Source organism: Pontibacter aydingkolensis (assembly GCF_019443125.1).
In the GTDB taxonomy this organism is placed as follows: Bacteria; Bacteroidota; Bacteroidia; order Cytophagales; family Hymenobacteraceae; genus Pontibacter; species Pontibacter aydingkolensis.
Map to the genome: position 1 here is coordinate 150,827 of NZ_JAHYXK010000004.1, position 20,809 is coordinate 171,635.

Below are 20,809 nucleotides of genomic sequence, written 5' to 3' on the forward strand. Positions count from 1 at the left end.
AGCCAGGCACTACTTTTATTCCATTAGAAGTTTATAGAATTAGCATTCACTAGTTGACTCTAACATGCTACCTTCCAGTACTATAAAAACAAAAGCCAGCTGACTTTAGCTGGCTTTTGTTTTTAATATAAGAGGTATTACCGTTTTGTTTGCGGAGCATTCAAAATTTCCTGAATTGCCCGCTCCAGTTGTGGATCTTTGTTCTCCAGTCGGTCCTTGAAAGTAGTCTTTAGATAGATATCCGGCTGAACTCCTTCGCGCTCAATGTTCTTGCCATCTAACGTATAGCAGCCCCACGACGGCAGCCTGTAAAAAGAACCATCTACAAGTTGCTTGCCAGAGGTAAAAATGATCCAGCGGTAGGTGTCTGTCCCGATGATCTTACCAAGGCCCAGTTCTTTAAAACCAGTGGCAGTCATTTCGCCGTCGCTAAGGGTTTGCTCGTTCATGAGCAACACCATCTGACCAGCAGCTGGGGTAAAGTTAGGCTGGTTAGTTAAGGCACCGCCACGGTACTTCCACTGCAGGTATGGCTTTTGGGCCAGGAAGCGGAGCACATCGTTGTGCACGTTGCCGCCGGTGTTGTAGCGCAGGTCAAGTATAAGCCCGTTGCGTTGGTAGCCTTCAGTGGTCATTTCTATCAGGAATTGCTCTAAGGCCTGTGTGCTCATGTTTTTCATGTGCACATAGGCAATCTTATTACCCGAGGCATCATCTACATACTTCTGGTTGGCAGTTACCCATTCATCGTACAGGTTTTCGCGTTGCGCCCCGTAACTTTGCGGGTGTACTTTTACTGTAAATTCCTTGCCATTACGGGCAAAGGTCAGTTCAGATTCATCGAGCAAAGACGGTTTAATAAAGTAGGACTCCCGGTTTAGCTGCTGGTTCACAGACTGCCCGTCTACTTTTACAAGTATATCGCCGGGCTTAATGTCCTTGCCTTTTACATCCAGAGCGCTTTTCTGCACTACAGCCTTTACCTTATAAGGATTATCGTCTTCAAACAACAAGCCTGTGGCCAGAGAACGGGTTTTATAGTATGGCTGCTCTTCTAAGCCATTAGAGGTAAAGCCCATATGAGAGGAGTTAAGTTCTCCCAGCATGTCGTTGAGCAAAGTGCGCAGGTCGGCACGGTTGGTTACGTAAGGCAGCAACTTAGCATAGGTCTCCTTTTTCATTTTCCAGTCGATGCCGTGGAAATCGTCGTCGTAAAAGTTCTCTTCTACGCCTGCCCACATTTCATAAAACATCTGATTAAACTCATCTTTCAGGTTTCTCCGGAAAGTATGGCTCACCTCAATTTTCTCCACCTTGTTGCCGTCGAGGTTAAACGTGTGGATATTGCCTTTTAAAAGTAAATAGTGGTTGTTATCAGCTGTAACAAGGCTTATAGAGCCAGCATCGGCTCCGGCTACTTTCTCTGTCTTTGACTCTTCAAATGGGCTGGTGGTATACTTCCAGATGTTTGCTTTGCCGTCGCCGTGGTTGGAGGTAAAGAGCACAGTGGTCTTATCGTCCTTCTGCAGTACTTTGGGGTTACCTTGGAACCCAAAGCCCTCAGCAACGCGCTCCCAACGGTTCTGCAGGTCAGTCAGGTCGAGGGTAACAAAGCTCTTATCTGGCTCTGGCTTGGTATCTTTTTCAGACTTTTTGCTTTTTTTGCCCTTGTCGTCTTTCTTTTCCTCACTGGCAGGTTCTTCTTTAAACAGGTCGTTATACTTATCGGAGCGGTATGGTTTCTCCAGTTTGTTCAGCGCAATGCGGTACAGATCCGGGCCCTTCATGCCATAAGGATAGCTTGGGTTAGTACGGTCAGAGGCAAAGTATATGTAGTTACCGTCCGGAGACCAGTAAGGGGCAGTTTCGGTTACACCTGAGTTGGTCAGGTTGTAGGTTTTGTTGCTTGCCAACTGGTGCACGAAAATGTCTTCTTCAAAGTTGCGGTAAGCCGTGAACAGCACATACTGCCCGTCCGGCGAAAAGCTTGGATCGGAGTTATACATGGCCCAGATCTCATCTTCTACCAGCGTTTTGGTTTTCAGCGTTTTCAGGTCGATGTGCTTCAGGTGTTTGCGGCCGCTGTAGTATACGCCCTGACTTCTGTCCTTGCTGAAAACAATGTTACGGTTATTCTGAAGCTCATCCGTAAGCTGTACTTCTTTTGAGCTGCCATCGGCTGAGATCACAAACAGGTTAAAGTAGCCATTGTTGGTTTGCGTGTACACCAGGCGTTTGTTATCAGCCATCCAAAGCACCTCTCCTACTCTTTCGGAGGCACGGGTTGGTATTTCCTGCACAAACTTGCCCTTTACATCCGACACAAACAATTTGCCCCGCGATACAAAGGCCATTTTCTTGTTGTCCGGCGAAACATCAAAGTTGGTGATATTGCCTGCTACAGTATAATCCTTCTCTTTTTCGAGGGTGCTGTTCTGCAGGGCGTTTACCTGTACTTTGCTTGTTTTGCCACTGGCCTTATCATACACATAAATCTGGTAATCCTTTTCAAACACCACTTTTTCGCCGTTGGCACTCACCACTGGAGTTTTAATGGAAGTATCGAAACTGGTCAGCTGTGTTTTCTTGCCGTCTTTAAAAGTATAAAGGTTATACTCGCCGTTAGCCTCATCCGAAGCAAAGTATAAACTGCCTTGCTTGTCTATACTCACCCACAGGTCTTTGCCATCGTAATCGGTATAGCGCTTATACTCTTTGGTTTTGGTGTTGTAAGACTGTACATCGGGGTTGTAGGCACCTTTGTAGCCTTTGCGATGCGTAAAGTTTTTGCTTTCCCAGCTTTCGTCAAAAAAGATCTCGCCGCTGGTGGGGTGTTCGGCTACGTTATGCACCGTATGGAAGTAGTGCTGAAATATGCGTTTTGGCGTACCTCCACTTAAATCAATTTTATAGGCAGAATAGCGGTTATAACGGTCAGAGGTAAAGTAGATGGTTTTCGAGTCCCAGCTCCACGAATCTAGCTGATCAGCTGCTTCGTGAAAAGTAAGCTGTTTAATTTCTCCTCCCCCTACAGGCATTACAAACACATCTTCGTTGCCATATTGTGTAGAGGTAAAGGCTATCCATTTGCCATCGGGTGAGATGCGTGGACGTGTTTCGTTGCCGGCCATACCTGTCAGGCGCATAGCATTGCCCCCATTGCTTGCCACCTGCCAAATATCTCCTTCGTAGCTGAAAACAATGGTTTTGGCATCGGGGCTTATACTTGGGTTAGTGGCAAAGTATACTTCCTGCTGCTGGGCCATAGCCATTGTGCTGCCAAGGCCAAGCAAAAGCGTGAGAAAAGGTTTTCTGTTCATGTAAGGGAGTTGTGTTTAGATAAAGTAAATAAAGCAATACTCCCACAAAATGCAAATTATAGTTTACTTGCTCCTGATATACTTATCATAGATAATATAGCCGATAAAGGCTGCTATACTAACCGCAGAAACCCAGATCAGACCTGTTTTAAGTCTTTCGTTGTTCTCACCGAGCCAGGCAAGGAGAATGGCAAGTGGGACAATACCTGCCAGGGTGGCCCCTATAAACCTGAAGTAATTCATTTTAGCCAGGCCCGCTACAATACTGATGGCATCGTTTGAGAGAAAAGGAGAAATACGCGCTATCATCACAGCCCACAATCCATAATCATCTACAAAGTTCATTACCTTGTGTTCGGTTTTAGGCCCTATCAATTTTGAAACGCCTGCTTTTCCAACGCCACGACCTATCAAATAACCTACAGTAGAAGCTACTACCACAGCCGTTATGGCAACCAATGTTCCCCATACAGGTCCATATGCAATAATAGACACAAGCATTAGCGCCACCACATTAATCACCAGCAAAAACATCTGGGCTATCATGGCAAGTATGATAAAGAAAGGTCCCCAAAAACCGAATTGTTCAACCCAGTCGGAAATGCGTTGCCTGTCGCCGCTTGTGAGCACATCCCAGCTTGTGTCTACCTCTTTCTGAAATCCGGGGAAAATAAAGTAAGAGGCAACCAGGGATGCGATAAGTATGAGCGTGATGATCAAAGGCCACTTGCTTTGCTTATGCGAGTTGTCTTCTGTTGTTTTCTGATCGTAGCTATACTTTCGTGGATGTGTGTTCTTTTCCTTCTGCTTATTGCTATTCATGCCATGTTTAGTCTGTACGCTTTTTATAAGACGTTACAACAACAGCATTGGTTAAGGCAGTTGCCCTGCCTGTAGTGGTGTTTAAAGTATAGAAATGGTTCTTTTCTGTGGTTGGCTGAGGTACCTGGTAGTTAATGTGCATGTGCCGGTAGTGCGGCCCTATGGTGTTGCTTACGTGCCGCTGCACAATGCCTGGCTCAATGTAGGTTGGCACTGTTTTTTTGATACCTTCTCCGTAAACCAGGGCAGCCACTAAACCGGCCACGAAGCCAGCCAGGTGCCCCTCCCAGGAAATGCGTTCTTCTGTGGGCAACAAACCATAAAACAAGCCACTATATAAAAAAAGTATGGCCATCGATACAGCCATGGCGCTACGGTTTTGCCTTAAAAAGCCATTAAAAAGCAGAAAACCGGCCAACCCGTACACCACCCCGCTTGCCCCGATATGGAAAGATGGCCTGCCGATAAACCAGGTGAGTATGCCACTAAGTATGTAGACCAGTACTATTACCTTAACAGCCACTTTTCGGTGCAGGTAAAGTATAAACCCGGAAAGCAGTACAAGCGGAAAGGAGTTGGAAAGCAGGTGCAGCAAATCGCCATGTATCAGGGGACTTGTAACGATGCCTATCAATCCAAAGAAACTGCGCGGCCTCACTCCCAGCCAGGCCAGGTCGGCATCTGTCAGGTAACTTAGCAGGCTGATAAGGCAGAGCAGCGCCACAAACAGAGTTCCTGGCAAAAAGCTGTAAGCAAACTGCGCGTTTTCATTTTCCGAAGTATAAAACCCCTTGCCTGCCAGTGTTTGATCCATCACATTAAATGATTTTAGGAGATAGTTTGTTACCTACAATATAAAATAAAATTACCTATGCCACTAACGGTAAATTAGCTAAATCAGCGATGTTTTCCGTATTCTAAACAGGTAACATTTTAAACCCGCCAGTTTAAAAAGTAGTAAGTATCTTACTTATACCATAAAAACTGCCTCAGGCGGAGTTTTATAAAGTCATGTTTTACATACACCAATTATATGCCCGAAAGGTGCTGAAGCCCTGCTGGTACTCACTCTGTATCGTACTACCATTGTTTCTGACCTCCTGCGAGGGCGCCGATACACAGCAGCAGTCGCTTGCCAAATCTACGGCTGATTTTGTTCCGGATCGGGTACCTTATGTAAAGGCTGCATCGCTTATCGATGCCTTGGAGGAGAAAGACAGCCATTGGGTAGATTCTGTTTTTAACTCCTTAACACCAGATGAGCGTATTGCCCAGCTTATCATTATAGAGGCGTTCTCAGACCAGGGACCAGCCTATGAAGCGGATGTCATGCGACTCATCAAAAAGTATAAAGTAGGTGGGCTCATATACTTTCAGGGAGGGCCGGTGCGGCAGGCAAAACTCACAAACAAGTATCAGGCTGCCTCCAAAGTACCGCTCTTTATTTCTATGGATGCCGAAACTGGCGTGGGCATGCGCCTGGATAGCACCGTGCAATACCCTTTCCAGCAGATGCTGGGCGCTGTAGCCGACAATGGCCTGATCTATAGTATGGGCGCACAGGTGGCAGAAGAATTCAAGCGGCTGGGCATGCACATCAACTTTGCTCCTGTGGCAGACATCAACAACAACACGGCAAACCCGATCATCGGCTATAGGGCATTTGGCGAAGACCGGCAGGACGTTACCGGCAAAAGCCTGGCCTTTATGCGGGGCATGCAAGACAATGGCATTATTGCTGTAGCCAAACACTTTCCTGGCCACGGCGATACCGATGTAGATTCTCATTACGATCTGCCCATCATTCCTTTCTCCAAAGAACGGCTGGACTCGCTGGAACTATATCCTTTCCGGGAACTGATCAAACACGGAGTGGGCGGAATAATGGTGGCGCATATGCACATACCTATGCTCGATTCTACACGCAATTTGCCCTCTACGCTTTCGCCTCCTATTGTAAATGGTTTACTAAAGAAAGAACTAGAATTTAAAGGCCTTGTATTTACAGATGCTATGGTGATGAAAGGTGTTACCAAGTACTTTGAACCCGGCGAGGCCGAAGCCAGGGCACTGATTGCTGGCAACGATATATTAGAACGTCTCAACAACGTGCCTAAGGCTATTAAAGCTATTAAACAGGCCGTGGCGCGCGGCGATCTGAGCCAGGAAGAACTGGACCAGAAATGCAGGCGCGTATTAAAGGCAAAGCAATGGTTAGGCCTGGATAACTACAAACCCATTAACATTGATAACCTGCATGAGGACCTTAACACCAGCCTGGCCGACAGCACAAACCGTGCTCTGGCCGAAGCGGCAGTTACGCTGTTAAATAACAACAAAAGGATGATCCCGTTGCGCACCAAAAGGAAAACTACAGTCGCAACAGTCGGGTTTGGCCTTAAAAATCCTAGCGCCTATCAGAAATTTGTAAAAGAAGAGATACGCACCACAGATTATGTTATCTCCCGGAAGGCAAATAAAAAGGAGGCGGATGCCCTCTGGAAAAAACTAAGCAGGTATGATGTAGTGGTGGTGGCCCTGTATGGCCCCAGCATCCGGCCAAGCAACAAACTCGGCTACTCTAAAGAGGCTGCAGAACTGGTTAGAAAACTGGCTACGTCTAACAAAGCAGTAATTACGCTATTCGATAATGCTTATGCCTTAACCCAGTTTCCGGAGATAGAAAAGAGCCGCGCGCTGATCATGGCATACCAGCCGCATTACCACTCCCAGGAGGCAGCTGCCAATATACTTTTCGGTAAATTGCCGGCTCGGGGCAAATTGCCGGTAACCGTAAACAAGCACTTTGCCTATGGCGATGGCATAAGTAAGGATAAGCCGCTAATTGCTGGCCCATAGTGTAAAGTATCTAACATAGCTGGTATCCGTAATAAGAGCAGAATTAAGATAAACATGTTCTGAAAGTATAAAACTATGAGCACCGCCATAAAACCACTAAACTACATTGCTGCATTGTGCCTTATTAGCTTATTATGGAGCTGTGAAGGGCGCCGCGACAGGGACGATACTGAGGTAATAACAGTTGACACTGCCGAAACAGAAGACACGGCACGTGTAGTACAAACAGGCAAAACAGCAGAGCAGCAACTTGAAGAGTTCAGAGGATGGCTTAATCGTCAGTCTGAAAAAGGTGATATAGCCATAAGGAGCAACTGGCCAAAAGTAAAGGAAGAGCTCCGCCAGCGCAATGCACAACTGGAACAGAACTTCGACAGCCTTTCTGATAAATCGAAGCAGGAATACAGAGACCTGCAGGAGCGTTACAAGCGCTGGGAAACACGCCAGGAACGCCGCCAGGCACAACCCCTTGACCCAAGCAAACTAACGCTGTTTGAGGAGCAGTTGCTGCGCGAGTATAAGAATCTGCAAAGTATAAATGCTAACAACATACGCGAAGCATATTTAACCTTTATGGGAACTGTAAGAGCTAAGCGCCGCAACTGGACTCCAGATGACTGGGATTACGTAGACTATGTTTACTCGCAGCTTAACCAGCGGCGCGGCCAGGTAGAAGGACAGATATCCACAGGCGACAATTTAAAGATAAGAGCACTGCAGGCAGAGTACCTTACTCTTGAAGGCGCAGCCGACACCCAAAGCGCAGTCAGAGGCACAAAGAGATAAGTATAGAAGCAGGTTTAACGCCTGCTTTTATATTTTATAAGATGTTCTTTTCTAGGAGCAGACATAACCTTATGTCGTCAGGTTAAGAAAATGCTCTTCCGGACATCTTTGTCTGGAAGTAGCCTACCGGTGACTCCCTAATCCCACGTTGCTGAATAAAGCGGACCAAGATTCGGACACCATGAGAAATTTATCCAAAATTAGTGCAGAAGGAATTCTATTAAGATCTCTCCTATCGTCGAGATGACAAAAATGCTTAAATTAGCGGCATTTGGTCGCGACCTGTCCCTGCAAAGAGACAAGCTTATACTTTAACCTGCAACTTTACCCACTGCTGGGCAATTATTGTCTTGGCGTCTGGCGTTTGGAATTTACCGAATTCATCAGCAGAAAGGCGGACAAGTTCGATGTGCTCATTTTCGTGGTCGTTTCCTCCGCCATCATGGTGCTGATCCGACACTTCTGCATAGTATAACATTACTTTTTCGGTGGTGCCTCCCGGCGACGAATAAAAAGTATGCAGATGCTCCAGCTTATCTACCTGGTAGCCGGTTTCCTCCTCTATTTCACGTGCTATACTTTGTTCAGGCGTTTCTCCCTTGTCAACCATACCGGCCACAACCTCCACCAATTCTGACTCTGAGCCCACCCTGAACTGCTTCGCCAGGATATACTCCTGCTTTTGGGTATCATAGATAAGTGCAGCAACGGCATCTCCACGGTCAAATTGCTCGCGGGTAAATGTCTGTCCCTCCTGCTCTACGGTAAGTTTATAGATTTTAAAATAGCCGTTATAGGCGGTTTCCCGGTTCTTGATTTTCATAAAGGTTCTCTCTAAAGCCAAAAGTATGGCTCAGCAAAGGTATAAAGTATAAATTAAGTATAATTTGTTTACAATTCGTTGTTGCGCATGGCAGCCTTATCTGTACTTTCCGTCAGGCTAGACCTGGACAAGGGTGATTCGCTTTCATAGCCCTTTGCCCGCTGCTTTCCAATACCGCCCTCTCCTGGTAAAACACGGTTTACCAAACTGAAAATACCTGTCATCAGGGATGGAGATATACCATGCAGTAGTTCACCAAATTTAGCAGGCATTGTTGTGGTTACCTCTGCTTCGCCGTGCCGCAGCGCATCCAGAATCTGTTTGGCAGAGGCTTCAGCGCTAATAGAAGTTAACGGACTGGAGTCCATTATTTTAAAAAGTGCATACTCCTCTTTGTGGTGCCCTTTTACAACAGCATGTCTTGGGCTTCCAGTCCTCATCAGTCCCGGGTTTGCAGTAGTTACAAGTATGTTATACTTCTTCAGCTCTGCCCGCAAGCCCTCCGACAATCCTACTAAAGCAAACTTGCTGGCGCTATAGGGCACCAGGTGCGGCACGCTGATCTTACCGCCAATGGAGGAAATGTTCAGTATCCTGCCCTCTCCCCTTGCTCTCATGCTGGGCAGCACAGCCAATGTTGTATAAAGCGGCCCCCAGAAATGAGTGTTCATGGCTTCCTCAAACTCCTGAATTGTCATTTCCGCAACAGGGCCTGCGCTTATTATACCGGCATTATTTATCAGCACGTTAATAGGGCCATACTCATTCAGCACATTGGTGATCATATCGTTTACCTGCTGCTCACTGGTTACATCGCATTTCTGCACCAGCACATCGGCGCCCTTGCCAGCTAATTCCATACGGGCATCCTCCAGTTCTCTTTCATCGCGGGCACAGAGCACCAGTCTGGCGCCTTCTTTTGCCAGTTGCCGGGCCATGACCAGGCCCAACCCACGCGAGCCGCCGGTTATCAGTATAGTTTTACCAGAAAAATCGTATGCTGTGAGGCTGCGGTAAACGGTTCGGGCAGCCAGCAGTGCGCCGGCGCCAGCGGCCAGCCACCAGAGTTTATCTTTATCGTTTGCTTTCATAGTAGAGCGATAATTTAGTTATAGTATCGCTTTACCTCTACGGCAACAAACAAAGTGTAGTTAAATATAATGGAGATGCTTATAGTTACTCCTGATACTTCTTGCTGAATATCTTGTTTTTAATAACAGGCGTGTACATTATTTTAATCGCAGCAACAGCGTAATGGTCTGTTCCACTGGCAGGCAATAGCCTAGGACCTACGTTATCAAGAAATTTTGTGGTAGTGAGGTGGTACATCGCTTCTCCCGCAACGGCTATCTCATCTGAGAAACGAAACCGAAGACCACCGCCAAACGGAATAACAGCGGCTATTGCCGGGTATTCCCGCTCCGGGTCATAGGTTGTCTGGGAGTCTTCCAGGCTACTGGCATCACCGGGGTAAGATGTGGCTGTATAATAAATAAAACCGCCTCCTGCTCTGGCATAGGGTACTACAAATCGCTTACGGGACGACCTGTAATTGCCTGAGCCAGCATAGCTGTCCAGCAGGTTTACAACGACAGTACCTGTAACTTCAATCACTTCCGACTGGAAAGAAACATTAAGCGGCCGCCTTGGGTCTTTTTCACTGGCGCCCAGCCGCACATAATCAACACTGCTGGCAAGGCTAACGTAAGGAGATATTTTATACCAGGCCCCTATACTTGCATTAGGGCCAAAATCATTACAGCCCGGGCTTCCGCAAATACTGCTTTTTACACCAGAAATGCCGCCACCGGCCACAATAACTAGCCCCCGCTCCGGTATCTTACTTTTGCCAATGCGTTGGGTAAAACTATTCTGAGCCTGCATGCCAAGTGGCATCAGGAGTAAGGTTGAGATAAGTATGATGAAGCAGGTAGTATTTCTGTTCATACATCTAAAGATAGATTATAAAATAATAACGCAGGCAAGATGCTGATATTTGTAATTACTACTAGGTATCATCGCCACCAGGCATTTTCCGCTTTTGTTTTATCTACGATTTATCTAACAAAAAGATGACGATTTAAGCATACTTATATCTCGATATTAAAATTATCCAATTAAAGATAAATTTATACTTATAAGACTTTCTCTATAAAAAGGCCTATATTTACCTTAACCTACTAAGTATGAATATATTGGAAACCAGATTTAAAAGCTGCTTGCACTACTGACTTTTAAGAAAACTTTTATCAGCAATCTTCAAAAAATCGATAACGAGCGCTGCCGCCTCAGCATAAAAATCCGGATTGATATTAACATAATCGTCGGATGGTTTATGGTAATGCGGATGGTCTTCTACACCAAAGTATACGAAAGGAATTTTGCGTTTATGAAACTGGAAATGATCTGACTGTGTGGTCCAGTCATCTGAGCCCTGTTCAGGTTTATCGTGGCCAATCAGTAATTTTGCTTTAAGCCTTGGCGCTACCTGTTCTAAGTGTGGTTTTAGCTGCGGGTAATGATACGTGCCGCTGGCATAAAGTTCGCCTTTGCTGTTGATGCTAAGCATATCCATATTCACGTTCAGGATAATCTGCTCCAGCATAACGGGCGGGTTCTCCAGGAAAGCGTTGGCTCCCTGCAGGCCGAGTTCTTCGCCATCAAAGGCGGCAAAGACTATAGTATGTTTGGGAGGGTTCTTCTTAAAGTATGCGGCGGCGGCCAGTAAAGCACCTACACCAGAGGCATTATCATCAGTCCCGTTATATATCTCGCCGTTGCGAACACCTACATGGTCGTAATGCGCGCTTACCACAATCGTTTTTCCTGACTTACCCGGAATGTAGCCTACCAGGTTTGTGGCCTGCTCTACGCTCAGCCTTTTGCTTTCGATCTTAAAGTACTGCTTAAAGCTTCCGTTAAACGGCTTCAAACCAATCTGGTTAAAGCGCTTCAGAATATATTCCTGGGCCATATGGCTACCCTCTGTGCCGCTTAAACGGCCCTGCATGGAGTCTGCGGCGAGCACTTTAATATCTTGCAGTAACTGCTTTTGATCTAACGGAAGTTTCTGTGCACTTCCTGAAAACGGCATAGCGGCCAGGCACGCCAGCAGGATTATCTTTTTCATTCTAATTGTAATAAAGTATGAAGATAACACAGCCAGCGGTGCCAGCCAAATACCTTTATGCTTTAGGCCACGGAACCCAGCTTTTCTGGCGGTTTGTTACCTTATTTTTTTTGGATGGTCTGGATGGCTGGTTCTCAACCTCTTGTTCTACGTTATCTTTGTAAGTTAGTGCCTCAACTTTTGGTACCCATCCGCTGCTGCGCATATAGGTTTCAACGGCACTTGCTTTTACTTCTTGTCTGCTGCTTAAAAACAGATCGTATCCCTTTGGCATAGTCATCTTATCTGGCTTTAAATTTCTAAAAACTTATAACCCAACTAATACAAGGAACGTGCCACTACGGGCAGATAAAATAAAAGTTTCTTTTTTATTTCAAGTCCAACATACAAATAGTATAAAAACTGGAAAGGACCGGGCAAAAACGCCTGGCCCTATCAAATTTCTAATACAATAAAATGCACTTACTTCATAATATTAATGAAAGCGGGAAGCTCCACAGGTCCTACAGAAGTTTGCACCGTAGGCTTAATCTGAAGTTGCACCTGGCCTTTGCCTTTATCCTGGTTCAGCAGTGTAGCAATACGTAGCAGGGTATTCAGGTTGGTGCCGCCGTTTTCCTGAGCAAAAGCCAGCGGCGAGCTTACTGTAAGGGTATTTACTCCGTTTTTAAGTTGGATTGCCTCCTGAATTATTCCGCTAAGTGCTTTTTCGTTGTTAACAAGCATCTGCCACTTCAGTTGCGTTACTGTCATGGTTCTGTCCTTATGCTCCTCTCCCAGGTCCACGTTCAGGTTTAGGGTTGATGTAGCATTCAGTTTATTTTCCGAGAAGGCAGAGAAAAGCACAGCAGCTTCGCCGAAAGAGAAATCCTCGGCCCGTTTCTTTTCCAGCAGGTTTATTCCATTTACCCTAACCTCATCCACACTTTTAAGGCTATAGTCTGCCTCTTTAAATGCCTCAAAGTCATCTTTTGTTTTGCAGGCTGTGCCGGCCAGTAAAAGCAGCAGCACAAACAGGTAATTCTTAAGTTTTATAGTCATCTTATTCTTTTATCACTTTACCGGACCCTGAAACATTTAAATTGGTGTCCGGGTTTCCTTTGTAAAATACGCGGCCGCTTCCGCTTATACTTGCATCCAGTTCATCTGAGGCCTGAACCCGCGCCTTACCAGAGCCGGAAATATTCACATCTGCGCGGTTTGATCTCAGATCGAAAGCATAATGGCTGCCTGATCCGGAAATGTGTATATCCTGCTCCCTGGCAACCCCTGTTAGCTCTATACTGCCTGAGCCGCTTATGCGTGAGGTCAGTCTTTCGGTATCAATTTTACCTTCTATATCACCGGAGCCAGACACCGCTGCCTCAAACTCCCTTGCCCTGAATTTATCCTGCAATTCTATATAGCCAGAACCGCTTACTTTAGCCGAAGTTAACTCTGGCACTGTAATGTATACCTCTACTGTTTTATGTTTGCGCAGGCATCTGTCAAAGCCTATATCCCAAACGCCTCCTTCCACATTCGTTTCCAGTTCGTCCAGAATATTTGGCTGACCCTTTACATCCACTCGTTGCCTGTTTCCGCGCGTAATGTATACTTTGGTATTGCCTTGTACTTTTACCCCTTCCAGTCTGCTAAGTTCTAATGTTCTGGCTTCTACATCACCTTCTCCCTCCAGGCAAAAGCCGCTTTCATCACAAGCGCTTAAACTAAGTATGCTAAATAGTACTACAGTTGTAATTCTGAGGGATTTCATAGGCTGCTGTGTTTTAGGTTAGAAGTATAAGGTACAGCAATATAGTTAATATTGGATATATACTAAAAAAAGAGCCGTAACAGTTTATACTGCTGCGGCTCTTTTGTCTAAAACTTCTATACTTTACCCCAGGTAACCTACCTTTTGCCCCTGCCTGTTCAACAGCATACCACGCTCTGTTACATACACCGTCTTCATCAGATCGCTCTCAAAATAATATGGAATCTCGGGATTATTGGTTCTGGCCAGCTTGCCTATGATCTTGATCCCGTTATCGGTAACATGCACCAGGTGCAGCTTCGTAGTTATGTAAAATTCTTCTTTGGGTGCCTTGGAAAAATGTACCCGCGACAACACAAACTTTGTATCCAGGGAAGAACTCTGAGTCTGGGCCTGAGGCTGACGCTCCTCACGGTGCAGTTGCTGCAACTGGCGCTGGCTTGGCTGAGATCTGGCAATAGCACGCTGGTCTGGCTGCGGCGACTTAGCGCTTGCCACCAATTGATCGTTGGCGCTGCGCCAGCCTTTGCTGATTGCCTCCAGCCTGTAATTACGGCCTGGATGCGTGCGTGAGCTTCTTTCTTCGGATAACAGGTTTATAGCAGCCTGTGCCTCTGCAAGACTTGCACCCATTTTGCGAAGCACAAACCCGGAGAACTCATCTGCCTCCAGTTCATCGGCAGGGTTGCTACCGTTTTTGCTAAGAGTATGTCCGTTCAGGTGGTGGCCTATCTCATGAGCAATTATACTTACGCCACCCCAGTCTGTGTGCACTGCATTATTGATAGCAGCTAAAAAACGCTCATTGTAAAGTATGTAACGCTTGCCATTGTAAACTACAGCTGCAGCATTGTCAATATCAGCAGGCATTAGCTCGAAACGCGGCTTTAATCCTATTACATTAATTATTTCCTGCACTATATCGCGTGTACCTGCCGCAGCATAGGCTGTAGTAAGAGAAGGAGCAGCCACCGTGGCCGCATTGGCTCCTGGGCTAAGCAAAGATGCTGCAGCCAGTACCAATGCAAATGTAAATGTCTTGAAGTATGTCATAGCAGGAATTTTAAACTTTCGGGCCGTATAGTTTAAACGCAAAACCTATAGCCGATTGTATAAAAGCAACTTCTTTGCCAAAAATCACTTAAACCAAATACTGCCTGAATTATTTAAAAATACCTCTAACAATGTTGAAGCTGGCAATCGGTTTCGGCAAAATCCTGTATTAAGCCAGAGGGCACAGCAACACATCCATGAACCGTAAAAAACACAAATAACAGATTGCTATAAGACCTGAAAGGCAGGGAAGTATGGATTAATTAAAACATTCTCACTATATTTAACATATAACATAATATCCCCTTAAGTGTAGTAGGTACAAAAAATTAAGAGGATGGCTGACCAAACAAAGGAACAGATCGATATTATAGACTCATCACAACTAAGAGTTCACGTAGAACCTGCTCTGTCCCTGGCGGTTCTTACCTTTAACGGGTGTGCAAGATCAGACCATTATAAAACTGGCGTCACGGCAGTGCTTAATCTGCTCAAAGAAGAAAAACTACATCGTGTATTAATTAATTGCGGCAGCGGATGCTCCATTAAAGACGAAGACCTGGACTGGACATTCGAAAAAGTAGTGCCGGAAATTGCCAGAGGACCTGACTTAAAAAAGGTCGCCATCATAGAGTCACCAAATATTAACTCCAGAATAAGCCTTATGTCGCTCTTCGAAAAGCTTGTTATGAACACCGATATAGAGATACAGTTTTTTGAGAAGGAAAAAAATGCCCGGAGTTGGATATCAGAGGATAGCAACCTGGATTTTTAAACCATCACTAGGTTAGTTATTTACAGGCTCAGACACTGTAATATACTCTGGCACTTCAATAGCACCAATTGGCGTTTGTACTGTCGGTTTAATTTGCAAGGTAAGTTTTTGGCGCAGGTCTTTTTTCTGGGCAAGCAGCGTCATCAGTTTAGAGAGTTCCTCATAGTTTCGCATCCCCCCCTGCTCTGTCATCTTCACAATAGTATTAATGGGCAGTTCATTCAAACCATTCTGCAAGTTCAGCGGTTTTTCCACCAATCCATCCAACGTTTCTTCACCGTCAACCAGCAATTGCCATTTTAGCCTTGTTATCGTCATTTGGCGGGCAATTTCAGGGTCCTGCATCTGAACCTGCAAGTACAAGGTTGTAGATGCCTGTAACGTATTTTCTGATATAGATGCTAAAATGCTGTCGCCTTCGCGGGTAGTAAAATCCGATGGGTTGCGCTTCTGCATCACGTCAATGCCGTTTAGTTTCAGGTCGTGCATTTCCTGTAAGCTATACTTTGCCTCTGTGAATGCCTTTATATCGCTTGCCTGTTTACAGCCAAAGCTTAAAAAAGCAACCAAAAGTATAAATCCTGAAACAAGTCTTTGCATGTTGGTTCATTATGTTGTGTAACAAAGGTTGCTAAGCAAAATACACACCAAAGTAATTTATGCTGGTTTACAAGATAAACCGAGAACTAAAGTATAATGCATAAAAACACCAATCATTATTAACAGCAAATTACCAAAGGCTATAAAATAAAAGCGGCAAACTGCCTTGGGAGCAGCTGCCGCTTTAAACTTCAACTAAACTTACTAAATCCTCTTTTATAACTTAACAGGTATACAATTTAGTATATTTTCCTGCGAACTCCTTGTAATTTATACTTTCAGCAACAGGTTGTTGTCGCTAACTAAATGTTGTAAAAGCCATTCCAACAGCTACCAACACTAAAATAAAAATACGGATCTTCATAGCACAGATAATTATATAGCAAATATACTATATAATTTATCATTTACACAACTCATATCCAAATTTTTTACAGGAATAATCAAGTAAAATCTCTCTTATTTTTACCTAAGAGCCCATATCACTGCCTAATTACCTCAGAACCACATGCTTCCACAGTTCATCTTTACTTCCATTTATTTGCAGATGGCAAATTCCTTTAGGCAGGTTATGTACATGTAATACTTTTTCTGATGTTAAGGAGAGCAGTAAATTTTACCGCCCTGCTCTACAATGTATAAAAGGCTGCCATTGTTAGCAATTACCGCTTCCAGCTGGTTGCTGAATTGCACGTTTGGGTATGCTTCGCGCAACAGGTACTCCTGCGCCTGCGCAGCCTGACTCAGGCAAAGTATAAAAAGTATGGCAAGAATAAATTGCAGATATGTTTTCATTGCAGCTGAAGGATAAATCTAAAAGTATAAACTTGTATAAGCAGACCACATACCACCAAGACTTAGAACCACTTACAAAAGTAGCCTGCACAAAAAAGCGCCCTGACTCTTTGCAAATCAGGGCGCTTTAGTTTATACTTTAAAGTATGGCAGCCTACTTGAACATACCTTTCAGTTTAGCCAGTTTCGTCTGGAAATCATCCATCGGCTCTTCCTCGCGTTTGTTGCCACCTTTGCTACGGTTACCGCCACCGGCTGGTTTAGGAGCAGCAGGGTCGCCTTTCATACTTAAAGAGATGCGCTTGCGGTTTGCATCCACTTCCAGTAAAGTTACCTCAACCTTCTGCCCTACCTTCACCACATCGTGTGGGTTGCTCACAAATCGATCAGACAGGTGACTTACGTGTACCAAACCATCCTGGTGTACCCCAATATCAACGAAAGCACCAAAGGCAGTAATATTAGTTACAATCCCTGGCAGTTTCATGCCTTCGCGCAGGTCCTTTATTTCGTTCACGCCTTCAGTAAAGCTGAACGCCTCAAAGGTCTGGCGTGGGTCGCGGCCCGGCTTAGCCAATTCGCTTACAATATCCTGCAGGGTTGGCAGACCTACGGTATCGGTCACGTAGTTTTTCAGATTGATCTGCTTGCGCAATTCGTCTTTCTGCATTAAATCCTGCACTGTTACGCCCAGGTCTTTAGCCATCTGCTCCACAATTGGGTAGCTTTCCGGGTGCACAGCAGAGGCATCTAATGGGTTCTTTGCATCCCGGATCCTTAAGAAACCTGCGGCCTGCTCAAATGCCTTATCACCTAAACGGGCCACCTTCTTTAACTCTGTGCGGGTTTTGAATGGTCCGTTCTGGTTACGGTACTCTACAATATTCTGCGCCAAAGCGGGTCCTAAACCGGAAACATAAGTTAACAGTTGCTTGCTGGCGGTGTTTACTTCCACACCCACCGCATTTACGCAGCTCATTACTACATCATCCAGTGAGTGCTTTAGGGCAGACTGGTCCACGTCGTGCTGGTACTGGCCTACACCTATACTTTTTGGATCGATCTTTACCAGTTCTGCTAGTGGGTCCATTAACCTGCGACCAATAGAAACAGCGCCACGCACCGTTACGTCCTGGTCAGGAAATTCCTCACGGGCAACATCCGAAGCAGAGTAAATAGAGGCACCGCTCTCGTTCACCATCACCACCATGACAGAGGCCGGCAATTTCAGACTCTTCACAAAAGCTTCTGTTTCGCGACTGGCTGTGCCATTACCAATAGCAATGGCCTCTACCTCGAAGCGGGTAACCATGTAACGCACCGCCTGCGCCGCCTCCTGCTCTTTGTGCTGACCAGTATGCGGGTAAATAGTTTCGTTATGCAGCAGTTTACCCTGCTTATCTAGCACTACAGATTTTACACCTGTTCTAAAACCTGGATCCAAAGCCAATACCGTTTTCTGACCTAGTGGCGATGACAACAGCAACTGTCGCAGGTTATCGGCAAACACACGGATGGCTTCTTCGTCGGCACGCTTTTTAGAGCTCAGGCGTACTTCTGTTTCCATGCTTAACTTCAGCAGGCGCTTGTAGCAATCTTTGGCAGCCAGCTTTACCTGCTCAGAGGCAGCGTTATTGCCCTGCACAAACATGTTTTCCAGTTTCGCTAGTGCAGCTTCTTCGTCTGGCTGGGCTGTTAACATCAACACCATTTCGGTTTCGCCGCGGCGCATGGCAAGTATACGGTGTGACGGTGCTTTCTCGATTGGCTCTTCCCACTCAAAGTAATCCTTGAATTTCTGGCCTTCCTCTTCCTTACCCATCATCACGCGACTCTTGAACACACCCTGCTTCTCGAACAGCTGGCGCATCGTGGCACGTGCATCGGCGTTTTCGTTCATCCACTCAGCCATAATGTCGCGGGCACCGGCAAGGGCCTCATTCACATCCTTTACCTCTTTCTCTTCGGAGATAAAATTGGCGGCCTCGGCTTCCACGTCGAAATTACCCTGCGCAAAAATACGCTCTGCCAGCGGCTCCAGGCCTTTTTCACGGGCGATAGTGGCTTTGGTACGACGCTTCGGTTTGTAAGGCAGGTAAATATCTTCCAGCACGGCCATCGTTTCGGCAGCCATAATCTGGGCCTCCAGCTCTGGCGTAAGCTTCTCCTGGTCTTTAATAGACTTCAGTATACTTTCGCGGCGCTTGTCGAGCTCACGCAGCTGCTCCATTCTGTCGCGGATAGCCGCGATCTGCACCTCATCCAGGGAGCCGGTAACTTCCTTTCGGTAACGGGAGATAAACGGTACGGTAGCACCCTCGTCGAGCAAAGTGGCTGTGGCCTCTACCTGTTTAATGGTAATAGAAAGCTCAGAGGCGATCTTTAATAAGTGTTCTAAATTAGGTTCCATATATTGATGTAAGACAATAGTCGGATTAGTGAGCAAGAGGCGCACTGTCAGCAGCTGTGCTTTTGATGTGATTCCCTGCAGTTTCCTTCGCCTCTGTTTGCATTTTTTAGTAGTATGGTTGAGATACCGGAACGTCAAATTTAAGGGATATTGCCTTAATCTGAAACAAGATTCTCTTATTATCAACTACCTTACACCATGCTTTTGCCACCTTTTTCCTAACTTGGTAAGGTTGAAAAAGTATAAACACCCCAGTTACCCGCTTTATTTACTGCCTGTACTCCTGTTGCTTTGCCAGAGCTGCGTGGTGCAGAAGCTGGATTATACCCCCTACTCCCAAACCGACTATTACCGCAAAACCTTAGCCGGACTGGATACTTTAGCAGATCGCACCGCAACCTGCGACACCTTAAAAGCAGGCTGGGCCAAAGTAAACATTACGCCACCTGCGGGCACACCGCTGGCCGGCTACGGAAAACGGAAAGGCATGAAGTATACTGCTGTGCACGATTCAATTTGGGTACGTACCTTCGCTTTCGATAACGGCACCAAGCAGACATACTTTGTAACGCTGGACATGCTGATAGCCCCCATGAGTGTGGCAGCTGAGCTTGAAGCAAAGTATAAAAGTATAAATCTGCAGCCTGATCAAGTATACCTGGCCGCCACCCACACCCACACCAGCTTTGGCGGCTGGGGCAAGAAACTGGCAGGTCGCATGATGGCCGGTAAGTATAAAAAACAGGTAGTCCGGCAAACGGCGCAGTACATCATCCAAAGTATAAAACTGGCCCAGGCAAACCTTCAACCGGCTAAAGTGGGTTATGGTACTGCCAACGGAGCAGCCTTTGTCAGGAACAGGCTTACTGGTTCTGAATCAGAACGCGATACTACCATTCGATTTATCAAGTTTGAGAAGCATAACGGGGAGCAGGCTATACTTTGCACTTTTGCATCACACCCAACTATACTTCCATCTATGCAACCTATACTCTCCGGTGACTACCCCAGCGTGCTGGTGAGAAGGCTGGAGCAGGACGTGAGTTTTGCAGCTTTCTCGGCGGGGGCAGTTGGCAGCCACTCCAGCGTTTACTCGCACGGCGACAGCTTTGAGAGCACGGAAGAGGTTGGCCAAAGTATAGCACAAAGCATACTTGCAGTAGCTTCTGAAATAGAGACAGTTTATACTTCTGAGCTTCAATATCGCCGACTGCCACTCCACATGCCGGAACCGCACTGGCGTTTGGGTAAGAAAAAGCGCTTTGCACCGGGTTTGTTTTATACTCTATTTGGAAAGTATGATGCATATGTTAATAGTCTGCAAATAGGGAATACTACCTTACTTGGCGTGCCTGCTGATTATTCCGGAGAGTTTATGCCTTTGCTGGAGGCTACAGCTGCTGCACAAAACAAGCATGTTATACTTACCGGCTTTAATGGCAGCTACCTGGGGTATATTATTCCTGATGAGCACTACAACCTTAAAAAGTATGAGGCCAGGGCTATGAATTTCTACGGCCCTAGTGCAGGCAGCTACCTTACTTTTATACTTCAGAAACTTCTGGCAAAGTAGTGCCTTATGCACTATTCAGTTTTTTATTCTTTGAATGCTAAAAAAGTTTATTGAAAAGTATAATAAATTCAGTGCTATATTTTTAAGCATTAAAATATAACATCAGA

18 protein-coding genes are annotated in these 20,809 nt (G+C 45.8%); 4 read left to right on the forward strand and 14 right to left on the reverse strand.

The features are described 5' to 3' along the window. Positions 1–137: 137 nt before the first annotated feature. The 3 genes from K0O23_RS06785 to K0O23_RS06795 all read right to left on the reverse strand — a co-directional run bounded on the left by K0O23_RS06785 (position 138) and on the right by K0O23_RS06795 (position 4,956). Positions 138–3,320: a S41 family peptidase gene (locus tag K0O23_RS06785; RefSeq protein WP_219876647.1), complete on the reverse strand. Its 3,183-nt coding sequence runs from the start codon at positions 3,318–3,320 to the stop codon at positions 138–140. A 63-nt stretch (positions 3,321–3,383) separates the two neighbouring features. Further along, entirely contained in the window at positions 3,384–4,142 is a 759-nt protein-coding gene (locus tag K0O23_RS06790; RefSeq protein WP_219876648.1) for a TVP38/TMEM64 family protein, read from the reverse strand. Positions 4,143–4,149: 7 nt separating this feature from the next. Beyond that, on the reverse strand, positions 4,150–4,956 hold the full coding sequence (locus K0O23_RS06795; RefSeq protein ID WP_219876649.1) for a rhomboid family intramembrane serine protease: 807 nt from the start codon (positions 4,954–4,956) through the stop codon (positions 4,150–4,152). A 197-nt stretch (positions 4,957–5,153) separates the two neighbouring features. Between K0O23_RS06795 and K0O23_RS06800 the strand changes: the two genes are divergently transcribed. Next, complete coding sequence (locus K0O23_RS06800; protein ID WP_219876650.1) at positions 5,154–7,001, forward strand: glycoside hydrolase family 3 protein; 1,848 nt, start codon at positions 5,154–5,156, stop codon at positions 6,999–7,001. 75 nt (positions 7,002–7,076) lie between these two features. Further along, positions 7,077–7,787, forward strand: a complete 711-nt coding sequence (locus K0O23_RS06805) for a hypothetical protein (protein ID WP_219876651.1) — start codon at positions 7,077–7,079, stop codon at positions 7,785–7,787. Positions 7,788–8,091: 304 nt separating this feature from the next. On the opposite strand, the gene K0O23_RS06810 is transcribed toward K0O23_RS06805, so the two are convergent. From K0O23_RS06810 to K0O23_RS06845, 8 genes are all read right to left on the reverse strand, one after another. Continuing rightward, positions 8,092–8,610, reverse strand: coding sequence for an NUDIX domain-containing protein (locus K0O23_RS06810; protein ID WP_219876652.1), 519 nt, complete (start codon positions 8,608–8,610; stop codon positions 8,092–8,094). Positions 8,611–8,678: 68 nt separating this feature from the next. After that, the gene (locus K0O23_RS06815; protein ID WP_219876653.1) at positions 8,679–9,701 is read right to left on the reverse strand and encodes an SDR family NAD(P)-dependent oxidoreductase; all 1,023 of its coding nucleotides are present in this window, start codon (positions 9,699–9,701) and stop codon (positions 8,679–8,681) included. An 85-nt stretch (positions 9,702–9,786) separates the two neighbouring features. Beyond that, positions 9,787–10,557: a porin family protein gene (locus tag K0O23_RS06820; RefSeq protein ID WP_246596972.1), complete on the reverse strand. Its 771-nt coding sequence runs from the start codon at positions 10,555–10,557 to the stop codon at positions 9,787–9,789. 277 nt (positions 10,558–10,834) lie between these two features. Next, entirely contained in the window at positions 10,835–11,740 is a 906-nt protein-coding gene (locus tag K0O23_RS06825) for a M20/M25/M40 family metallo-hydrolase (protein WP_219876654.1), read from the reverse strand. 55 nt (positions 11,741–11,795) lie between these two features. Next, the gene (locus tag K0O23_RS06830) at positions 11,796–12,014 is read right to left on the reverse strand and encodes a hypothetical protein (RefSeq protein WP_219876655.1); all 219 of its coding nucleotides are present in this window, start codon (positions 12,012–12,014) and stop codon (positions 11,796–11,798) included. A gap of 188 nt (positions 12,015–12,202) precedes the next feature. Further along, complete coding sequence (locus K0O23_RS06835) at positions 12,203–12,781, reverse strand: hypothetical protein (RefSeq protein WP_219876656.1); 579 nt, start codon at positions 12,779–12,781, stop codon at positions 12,203–12,205. 1 nt (position 12,782) lies between these two features. Beyond that, positions 12,783–13,496 carry a head GIN domain-containing protein gene (locus K0O23_RS06840; protein WP_219876657.1) on the reverse strand — a complete coding sequence of 238 codons (714 nt, stop codon included), beginning with the start codon at positions 13,494–13,496 and terminating at the stop codon, positions 12,783–12,785. A gap of 123 nt (positions 13,497–13,619) precedes the next feature. Beyond that, the gene (locus tag K0O23_RS06845) at positions 13,620–14,549 is read right to left on the reverse strand and encodes a membrane-binding protein (RefSeq protein WP_219876658.1); all 930 of its coding nucleotides are present in this window, start codon (positions 14,547–14,549) and stop codon (positions 13,620–13,622) included. 337 nt (positions 14,550–14,886) lie between these two features. Here K0O23_RS06845 and K0O23_RS06850 point away from each other — a divergent pair, with 337 nt between their 5' ends. Then, positions 14,887–15,324 carry an STAS/SEC14 domain-containing protein gene (locus K0O23_RS06850; RefSeq protein WP_219876659.1) on the forward strand — a complete coding sequence of 146 codons (438 nt, stop codon included), beginning with the start codon at positions 14,887–14,889 and terminating at the stop codon, positions 15,322–15,324. Between the two features lie 12 nt (positions 15,325–15,336). On the opposite strand, the gene K0O23_RS06855 is transcribed toward K0O23_RS06850, so the two are convergent. From K0O23_RS06855 to K0O23_RS06865, 3 genes are all read right to left on the reverse strand, one after another. Then, positions 15,337–15,924, reverse strand: coding sequence for a hypothetical protein (locus tag K0O23_RS06855; protein ID WP_219876660.1), 588 nt, complete (start codon positions 15,922–15,924; stop codon positions 15,337–15,339). Positions 15,925–16,521: 597 nt separating this feature from the next. Next, the gene (locus K0O23_RS06860) at positions 16,522–16,719 is read right to left on the reverse strand and encodes a hypothetical protein (protein WP_219876661.1); all 198 of its coding nucleotides are present in this window, start codon (positions 16,717–16,719) and stop codon (positions 16,522–16,524) included. Positions 16,720–16,873: 154 nt separating this feature from the next. Further along, complete coding sequence (locus K0O23_RS06865; RefSeq protein ID WP_219876662.1) at positions 16,874–19,129, reverse strand: Tex family protein; 2,256 nt, start codon at positions 19,127–19,129, stop codon at positions 16,874–16,876. 232 nt (positions 19,130–19,361) lie between these two features. Here K0O23_RS06865 and K0O23_RS06870 point away from each other — a divergent pair, with 232 nt between their 5' ends. After that, positions 19,362–20,702, forward strand: a complete 1,341-nt coding sequence (locus tag K0O23_RS06870; protein WP_219876663.1) for a neutral/alkaline non-lysosomal ceramidase N-terminal domain-containing protein — start codon at positions 19,362–19,364, stop codon at positions 20,700–20,702. Positions 20,703–20,809 lie beyond the last annotated feature (107 nt).